The organism is Succinimonas sp. (assembly GCF_045225735.1).
GTDB lineage: Bacteria > Pseudomonadota > Gammaproteobacteria > Enterobacterales > Succinivibrionaceae > Succinimonas.
Genome location: NZ_JBGVBR010000387.1, coordinates 1 through 8,164, shown reverse-complemented (window position 1 = coordinate 8,164; position 8,164 = coordinate 1). Strand labels below are relative to the sequence as shown.

At 51.8% G+C, this 8,164-nt stretch carries 7 protein-coding genes and 1 pseudogene; 5 read left to right on the top strand and 3 right to left on the bottom strand.

Features of this window, described 5'->3' with window-relative positions; all coding sequences use genetic code 11:
• Window positions 1-1,660 (top strand): bifunctional [glutamate--ammonia ligase]-adenylyl-L-tyrosine phosphorylase/[glutamate--ammonia-ligase] adenylyltransferase (gene glnE / locus ACJROR_RS13755; protein ID WP_406547601.1); only part of this gene is annotated, 1,660 nt, incomplete at its 5' end.
• Between the two features lie 42 nt (window positions 1,661-1,702).
• Here glnE and lpxL read toward each other — a convergent pair.
• Together lpxL and ACJROR_RS13745 are read right to left on the bottom strand one after the other, a co-directional pair.
• Entirely contained in the window at window positions 1,703-2,704 is a 1,002-nt protein-coding gene (lpxL, locus tag ACJROR_RS13750) for an LpxL/LpxP family Kdo(2)-lipid IV(A) lauroyl/palmitoleoyl acyltransferase (RefSeq protein ID WP_406547600.1), read from the bottom strand.
• A 71-nt stretch (window positions 2,705-2,775) separates the two neighbouring features.
• Window positions 2,776-3,783: a substrate-binding domain-containing protein gene (locus ACJROR_RS13745; RefSeq protein ID WP_406547599.1), complete on the bottom strand. Its 1,008-nt coding sequence runs from the start codon at window positions 3,781-3,783 to the stop codon at window positions 2,776-2,778.
• 276 nt (window positions 3,784-4,059) lie between these two features.
• On the opposite strand from ACJROR_RS13745, the gene ACJROR_RS13740 reads away from it, so the two are divergent.
• The 3 genes and pseudogenes from ACJROR_RS13740 (at window position 4,060) to ACJROR_RS13730 (ending at window position 6,233) form a co-directional block, all read left to right on the top strand.
• On the top strand, window positions 4,060-5,100 hold the full coding sequence (locus ACJROR_RS13740; RefSeq protein WP_406547598.1) for a DnaA ATPase domain-containing protein: 1,041 nt from the start codon (window positions 4,060-4,062) through the stop codon (window positions 5,098-5,100).
• Window positions 5,101-5,103: 3 nt separating this feature from the next.
• Window positions 5,104-5,532, top strand: a pseudogene (ruvX, locus tag ACJROR_RS13735) (Holliday junction resolvase RuvX); the annotation flags it as partial.
• Window positions 5,533-5,996: 464 nt separating this feature from the next.
• The gene (locus ACJROR_RS13730; RefSeq protein ID WP_406547597.1) at window positions 5,997-6,233 is read left to right on the top strand and encodes a DUF3545 family protein; all 237 of its coding nucleotides are present in this window, start codon (window positions 5,997-5,999) and stop codon (window positions 6,231-6,233) included.
• A 129-nt stretch (window positions 6,234-6,362) separates the two neighbouring features.
• Here ACJROR_RS13730 and ACJROR_RS13725 read toward each other — a convergent pair whose 3' ends face one another.
• Entirely contained in the window at window positions 6,363-6,734 is a 372-nt protein-coding gene (locus ACJROR_RS13725; RefSeq protein WP_406547596.1) for a hypothetical protein, read from the bottom strand.
• A 31-nt stretch (window positions 6,735-6,765) separates the two neighbouring features.
• Here ACJROR_RS13725 and ACJROR_RS13720 point away from each other — a divergent pair, with 31 nt between their 5' ends.
• The gene (locus tag ACJROR_RS13720) at window positions 6,766-7,098 is read left to right on the top strand and encodes a YqcC family protein (RefSeq protein ID WP_406547595.1); all 333 of its coding nucleotides are present in this window, start codon (window positions 6,766-6,768) and stop codon (window positions 7,096-7,098) included.
• The last annotated feature ends 1,066 nt before the right edge of the window (window positions 7,099-8,164 follow it).

Below are 8,164 nucleotides of genomic sequence, written 5' to 3'. Positions count from 1 at the left end.
TCAGGCCCGGCTTCATCTCACTATGGGCTTTGATACCTATGAAGCCTTTACCGACAAGCTTCGGGAGGTGATGCAGGCGGTGCACCGGGAGTTTTCCGCCATAATTACCGAGCCCGCGGAGGAGAAGGACGAAGAGGATCCGGTATTTATGGATCTCTGGCTGGTCACCCTGGCTCCTGATGAAATGGAGGAGCTTCTGGAGAAAACCTTCCGGGACAAGACGGATATCCCGGGACTGGCCCGGGAAATTATCAGTCTCAAAAATGATCTCAAAAACCGCATTATCGGTCCTAACGGCCGGGAAATCCTGAATAAGCTCATGCCGTATTTTCTGGGGCAGCTGGCCCTGTTTGAAGAAGATGCGCTCCCCACCTTCAAAAGAATCTCCCGTCTTATCTGGTGCATCAGTCAGCGCACCACCTACATGCAGCTCCTCTTGGAAAACAACGGCGTGGCGGAGCAGGTGCTGAAGCTCTGTCATGAAAGCGAGCTCATTTCCGAGCAGATTACCGAGCATCCCATTCTTCTGGATGAGCTTCTGATTCCGGAAAACCTTTACCGGCCGGTGAACCCGCTGGAGTACGACAAGGAGCTCCGGGAGTTCCTGCTCCGTATTGAAAATGATGACCTGGAGCAGCAGATGGAGGCTCTGCGACAGTTTAAGCTGATTCAGCTCCTTAGGATCTGCGCGGCGGATCTGGCCGGAGCTTTGCCCCTGATGAAGGTCAGCGACTATCTCACCTATCTGGCGCAGGCCATCCTTAAGGAGGTGGTGAATCTGGCCTGGAATCAGGTTACCGACAAGTACGGCGAACCCAGCAATGCCCGCATCAAGGGGGATCGCGGTTTCATGGTGGTGGCCTACGGCAAGCTGGGGGGCATCGAGCTGGGGTACGGCAGCGACCTGGATCTGGTGTTCATGTCTGACAGTTCTCTGGACGGGGAGACCTACGGCGGAAAGCAGGTGGTTTCCGACAGAATGTTTTACGGCCGGCTGGCCCAGCGCATCATGCACCTTTTCAGTACCAGACTGTCCTCGGGAATTCTTTATGACGTGGATGCCAGACTGCGGCCCGAGGGGGAATCCGGCCCCCTGGTCTGCACTCTTAACGGCTACGAAAACTATCTGGAAAAGCGGGCCTGGACCTGGGAGATTCAGGCTCTGGTGCGGGCCCGGGCCGTGCTGGGGCCGGAGAGAATGATCAAGGAATTCGGCCGGATCCGGGACAGATTCCTGAGAAAGCCCCGGGATCCGGATTTTCTCAGAAAAGAAGTCGCCGCCATGCGTCTTAAGATGTCCCAGAACCTGAACCGGGCCCGGCCGGGCTTCTTTGACCTTAAGCACAGCTCCGGCGGCATGACGGATGTGGAATTTACCGCCCAGTACCTGGTGCTGGCCTATGCGCCCCAGTATCCTAAAATGGAGCTCTGGACTGATAATATCAGAATCTTTGAGGAATGCGTCCGGCTGAATCTGTTATCCGCGGAGGACGGCAATTATCTCAAGGAGGCCTATCTGGCCATCAGAAACCGTTATAACCGGCAGGCGCTTCTGGGGAAGTCAAAAATTGTGCCGGATACGGAGCTTGTTCCGGAAAGGGAGCATGTGGCGGTCATCTGGAAAAGAATCATGGGGGAAAGCTCAGGAAAGAGCGCCTGAGAAAAGACCGGAGAGCATGCCGGAGCTGAGCTCCGGCCGCGCCTAAATGTCATGATACCGGGAGGGATCCTCCGGATTCGGGGTGGTTTTAAAGCGGCGATGCACCCACATATACTGGGGGAGAGCCTGCTTTATCATGCCTTCGATGATTTTGTTGCATCTTGCGGCGTCCGCGGTCTCATCACCCCCCGGAAAATCCTCCAGAATATCGTCAATTACCAGTTTGTAGCCCTGATAATCTGGGAGCCGGATAGTGTATGAGGGCTGCACCACGGTGTTTTTTACCCGGGCAAAACCGGAGGTGCCGGTTACCGTGGCGGCATCCTTGACCCCGAAGAAGGGCACAAACACCGCGGCTCTCCTTCCGTAGTCCTGATCCGGGGCATACCAGATGGGGAGGCCCTGCATGAGCGCCTTGATAATGGGCTTGATTTTTCTTCTGTCCACCAGATAAAGGTTGGAGCGGGTGCGGCCCTTTACCTGCAGGTACTCGATAACGATGTTGTCATTGGGACGGTAGACGCCAACTCCCTTTTTAATATAGGAGCCGTAGATCCGGGCCATGAGCTCCAGGGTGACAAAATGACAGGTGAGCACCACGATGCCCTTACCGCTTTTGGCAATCTCCTGTGCCTTCTTTTCCTGATCGGGATCGATATGCACCAGTTTTTTGAGTCTCTTTTCCGGCCAGTACCAGGCCATGGCAGTTTCGAATATCCCCATGCCGCAGTTGGCAAAATGCTCTCGGGTAAGCTCCGCTACCTCGGCATCGCTGAGCTCGGGCAGCGCCAGACGGAAATTCTGTTCGGTGATCTTTTTTCTTCTTTTAAGAATATGCATGCACAGAATGCCCAGCATGCGGCCGAACTTCATGAAAAGCGGATAGGGAAAAAGAATAATGAAACGTACCAGAAGCATTAAAAACCAGTCCTTCCAGTACTGGGGCAGGAACATCTGCCATATGAGATGGGGGTGCTCCTGCGCTTTGCTGTGATAAGAGGATCCGGCAGCGCCGGATCCCTTGTTCTGCGTGTCTTCAGCCATTGTTATTCAGTACCTGCAAATTTACGGCGTAAATCTCCGGACATTTCCGGCTATTATCGGCTCTTCCCTGCTTAGAAGGAACGGAGATCCCGTACCGAAAACCTTTTAATCAGGGTGGGGGTAAACACCCGGGAGTGCACTGAGGCATCCTCGCCCTTGACAATGGCCAGTCCGATGGAGAAGGCGGAAATGGCCATGGCGCTTACGGGGTTCATAATGGTGGTAAGCCGGGGATGAAGGTAGCGGCTTATGGCCGTATTGTCAAAACCGATAATGGAGACATTTTCCGGAATGCGGATGTCATTGTCGCTGAGAATGGCCATGGCTCCGGCCGCCTGCATGTCGTTGTAGCAGGCAATGGCCGTAAAATGCTGACTGAGCCCCAGCAGGGTTTCGGCACCCTGTTCGCCGCCCTGCGGGGTAGGTTCCTCGCTGACCACCAGAGCCGGGTTGAAGGTGATGCCGGCCTCCTCCAGAGCTCTGACGTAGCCGCGGAACCGCTGTTCGGCATCGTCTACCTGATGACTGGATCTGATATAGGCGATTTTGGTGTGGCCGTTCTGGATAAGGTGCTTCACGGCGAGATAGGCGCCGCCTTCATCGTCAAGATAAACGCAGCGATCCGGAAAGCCCCGGAGATTTCTGTTGATGAGTATCATGGATTTCTGATTAGCCATGTACCGAATCAGGATATCATCCCGCAAATTCATGGAATGAGCGATGATGATGCGGCATCTTTTCTGGATGAGCTCGTCAATGCACTGCCGTTCTCTGTCCGCATCGCGGTAGCCGGCATTCACTATGAGGGACATGCCTTCCTTGGTGGCCAGCTGATCCACCACCTTCACCATCTGCCCGAAATACGGATCAGAGTGATCGGCGATCATCATGCCGATAATGTCAGAATCCTGTCTTAAGGCGATTTTGGAGGAAATATTGGGATGGTAATTAAGCTCGTCCTGAGCTTTGGTTACCGCTTCCCGGGTTTCCGGAGTTACTCTGCTGGAGTTGTTGATCACCCGGGACACCGTGGCCACGGAAACTCCGGCGCGCTTTGCGACATCTTTTATGGTAGCCATAACACCCCCTTTGTCAGCTATGGTTAGGGTATCTTTAGGCTACCGGAATTAATGTAATTATGCAAATGTGTTACATTGGTTTTGTGAAAATTTTCGTAAATGATGACCAGGAAAACAGGCAGAGCTCCAGACAGCGAGCAGCAAAGAAGGGCGGAACTGAACCATGAGACGCAAACCCTCTCCTGGCGAAAATTCCGGAGCTTCCGGCGGTGGCTGCCCCCGGCGCTCTTTAGGTTATAATTAATGAAGGTTTTCAGTTCTGAGACGGAGTTTGCGATGTCCGACGGCAATAATGACCATAATCATGCAGTAATGTCAGATCCTGAACTCAGGAAGGACGCCGAGTCTTTTCTGCGGCAGATTCTCCTGGGAAACAGCGCCCGGACGCTGCCGGACAGATCCGGAAACGGAGCATCTTCGGAAGACGGCAGTTTCGCAAAAGAAAGCGGGGATCCCGGGACTTCCGCAGGCAGACCTGACCGGAAGGAGCCGGAAAGCATTACCCGGGTGTTCAGCCCGGACGGCTTTGATGATCTGGCCGCCCGCGTGGAACAGGCCACCGGGAAAAAAATCCGTTCCTATCAGGAAATCCAGGATGATTATCAGAAGCATCTCAAGGAAGATATCACCCGCATGGAAAACGAGCGGTACCGCAAAAAGCTGGAAAGCCTGATGCAGAACTGCGAAATCAGCGATTACTGGAAGTTCGAGAATATTAATGATGATGGCGATCCGGCCTACAGCAAGGTTATCGAATTCTGCCATAACTGGATTCAGGATTTTCGGAAGGCGGAAGCCGGACTCGTGATTAAAGACCCTCAGGGCGTAAAATACCGTTTCACCCCCGGCACTCTTCTGTGGCTTTACGGCGAGTTCGGCGTGGGAAAGTCCATGCTGGCCGGAGCCATTGCCCACAAGCTCATGCAGGAATATCTGGTGCAGGTGGAATTCCGGCAGTGGTATACCATCTATAACAGAATGCAGATGCTCCGGGACAACGAAAGGGAATACTATAATTATCTGGAAATGCTTCAGACCGTGGATCTTCTGGTGATTGACGAGATTGCCGTGGATAATACCAAGCTTTCCGAGGCTCAGATGCGGGATCTGGGGATGATGCTTCGCTCCAGGAAGAACAACGGCAAGAACACCATTATCATCTCCAATGCCAATCCGCAAGTGCTGGAGAGACTTGTAGGAAAATTCTGCTGGGAGTCCATTAAGAATTACTCTTTGATTTTCCCCTACAAGGTGCCGGGGCGGAATCGCCGCATCAACAGTCTGGGCGCCTATAAGCCTGAAGGGTGGGGGGAATAATTCATGAAAAGAAAGCCTAAGGGGCAGCGTTCGGCGCTGGCCTTTGATTTCGGGGTGAAAAGCATCGGAGTCGCCTCCGGAAACGAAATTACCGGAAAGGCTTCTCCGGTTACGGCCGTGCGGGCCCGGGACGGCATTCCCGACAGCGACAGCCTGGATCGTGTTTTCCGGGAGTGGCAGCCCGACTATGTCGTGGTGGGACTCCCCCTTAATATGGACGGTACATATCAGGATCTGACCTACCGGGCCCGGAAGTTCGGCAATCGTCTGGCGGACAGGTATCGCCTCCCGGTGTTCTTCAAGGATGAACGTCTGACTACCAAGGAAGCCCGGGCGGAGCTTTTTGATGCCGGCGGCTATCGGGCTCTGGGCAAGGGGGCGGTAGATGCCCTGTCTGCGGTGTATATTCTGGAAGGATATTTTCAGGAAGAATTACAGGAACCCGGGGATCAGGTGAAGGGTGAACAGGGAATAGCTGATCAGGGAATAGCCGAGCAGAACACTGATGAGAGGGAACAAAGGGAGTCCGGAGAGCCGGAAGCTGCTGTCAAAGATTCCTAAAACTTGCTCCGGCGTTTTTCTTTTTTATTCCGGTCTCCTGCGGCCGGATGAGCCTGCCGCAATCCCGTTCAGAACCTCCCGGAGCCCCGGCCCTTTCTGCTCTATTTTGCTTTCGCTTATCGGTTCCGTTGCCTTTTTGGCACTATCTCCGCTGCCATCTAATACATTTTCCATGCCGTTTTTGCCGTAAATCTCCTGAAAATGGGAGATTGCTTAAATAATGACCAATTTGCATGAATGTAAATGTGAATGGCCCGGTACTCTGGCAATTGTCAGGTGGCATATTACGCAAGGATTTGGATAATGCAGGGAGAACTCAGGTTTGAGGAGGCTTTATGGCAACCAGAATTAACCGTGCTGCGAAGGCCCGTACCGCTGAGCTTGCAGAGAGCAATGAAGCTGTGTCCGGCGTGTTTGAAGATGATGAATCCGTTTCAGGCTCCAGAAAGAGAAAAAAGAGCCGCTGGCGTGAAATCGAAGCCATCAGAAGGAAGTTCCAGCTTCTCAAGGCTCTTCGGGAAATCAATCCTGATTTTGACCCGTATTCCAGCCAGGAATATATGGAATTCTGATTTAAAAGACCCCTGCCGTTAATCCCGCAGGGGTCTTTTCAATTGCATTCAGGTTCCCGGCGTCAGCCGGAGCTCTCGCTTATGATCAGCCTGCTGCTGTAATCATTGGCTGGCCGGCGGGTTCTCTTATCATCTGTCAGAACGGCGCTTTTCCCGCAGGATTTCCTCAAGAAGTCTCTTAAGATAGAGCATTCTGTTGTCAGGGGACATATTAAGGAAGGCGTCATCTGATATCGTTCTTATCTTGTCCCGGGCGACCGGATCTGCGTCCGGCGCTGTCTCTTTATTCCCGCTGTTAAGTCTCCGGCGTTCCTCCATGAGCTTCTCTTTTTCATCATCCGGCATTTTACGCCATGTGATTACGCCTCTTGCGGCATCAGGCAGGGGAATTCCGCCCGGAATGTGGAATTTTACGGCAGCTGTAGTAATATTTCTGCCGCTGGCTGCGAGATCCGCGCAGGCGGAAAGCGCGAGTTCAAGATTGCTGTCAGTAGTTGTCATAGAGTAATGGGTAACAGGTGAGGTAACAGAAATGTCCGATTATAAGGAACTGGAAGCTATTCTAGCAGAAATGGAAACCGAACTCGCAAAGCTGGGCCTTTGGGATGTTCCGGAGCCGGAAGCCAAGGCTTTTGAAAGCGCCAGCCCGTTTTTTCTGGATACCATGGAGCTTCATGAATGGCTGCGCTATGTATTAATAAGGAAGCTTCGGGCTCTTATGGCCGCATCAGGAAAGCTTCCGGAAAAGGCTGAGATATTCCCGTATGCCTACGAGTTCTATCATGAGGATCGTTCCCGGTATCTCGGTCTTCTGAGAAGCATTCACCGGCTTGACAGCTTTTTCCGGAAGCGGGAGCAGCGTTAACACCGGGTTTTTCCGAGAGAGCCTTTAAAAGGCTTCCGGAGCCCCGGAATAAGGGGGCATTACTGTTTTCATTATCCTTCTGCTTTTTAGTTCCTTCCTTATATATAGTCTTCTCCGGCGTATTCACCGCCCCTGTTCCTTCCTATCCTACTAATTCTGTCTCATTCGTCTTTCCTTACTTTATCCCTTCCAGACTGTTTCCGGCTCTGAATCAGGAGCTTTCCGGCTCGGGAGGCAGGGCAGAGTACGGCATTCCATTGCGGAAAGCTTTATGGCAGGGAGGGATAAGGCGGGGGCGGGCAGTTGGCGGAGAGGAGAGACGGCAAACCCAGGGGAGGCGTGCAGCCGTGCCTTAAAGATAACTGAAAAACCGGCCTTAAGCAGGAGATTCTGCTGTGAGGCCGCTTTTCACAAATGGCAGGGGAATGCCAGACATCGGAAGGGAGATTAGGCAGCGCATCTTTGCAGCACATAAGCGGATTTCGGTGAAATTTTTTGTCACGCTTTACGCCATAAGGCCTTGACGGTGTTTTTAAAGGCTCGGAAAACAGGGAAAGGAGATCTGGTTAACAGGATTTTTGCGGGCGCGAGGGCCTGAAATTGAAAATTTGGGAAACAATGGAAGAAAAACAAAAATTTGAATGACGTTTTCAAACTACTATTGACTGAGAGTCGCAAAAAAAGTTCAGTTTTTTGATAAAAAATTTTGCTCTAAAGGGGGGTAAAATGGCAAAAGTTAACGTTTTCACGTAGCAGAAAATTTTGCAAACACTGCCTGAAAATAATTTCTATAGCATTTTCTGCTGTTACAAATTGGTGTCTTGGTTAGTTCTGCTGAAAATGCTGAAAAAACGTGATTATTGCTAATAAATGACAAAACGTGATCTAGATCAATATACCTTTTCAAAAAGTGAAAGTATAATGTTGTCAAATCTTACGGAGAGGGTGGTCCTCAGAAGCAAGATTTGAAATTTGGTTTTAATATAATGTTTAACCCTATAGGGTAAAGGAATTATTATGAAGGCAAAATGGCTTCCTTTAGCAGCTGGCGTAGCTCTCGCTGCTG

What these genes read in the sequence shown, in the direction of transcription:
- ACJROR_RS13720 (WP_406547595.1), top strand. Translation starts at nt 6,766, where the DNA reads ATGTCCGATTATAAGGAACTGGAAGCTATTCTAGCAGAAATGGAAACC.
- ACJROR_RS13725 (WP_406547596.1), bottom strand. Translation starts at nt 6,734, where the DNA reads ATGACAACTACTGACAGCAATCTTGAACTCGCGCTTTCCGCCTGCGCG.
- lpxL (WP_406547600.1), bottom strand. Translation starts at nt 2,704, where the DNA reads ATGGCTGAAGACACGCAGAACAAGGGATCCGGCGCTGCCGGATCCTCT.
- ACJROR_RS13745 (WP_406547599.1), bottom strand. Translation starts at nt 3,783, where the DNA reads ATGGCTACCATAAAAGATGTCGCAAAGCGCGCCGGAGTTTCCGTGGCC.
- ACJROR_RS13740 (WP_406547598.1), top strand. Translation starts at nt 4,060, where the DNA reads ATGTCCGACGGCAATAATGACCATAATCATGCAGTAATGTCAGATCCT.
- ACJROR_RS13730 (WP_406547597.1), top strand. Translation starts at nt 5,997, where the DNA reads ATGGCAACCAGAATTAACCGTGCTGCGAAGGCCCGTACCGCTGAGCTT.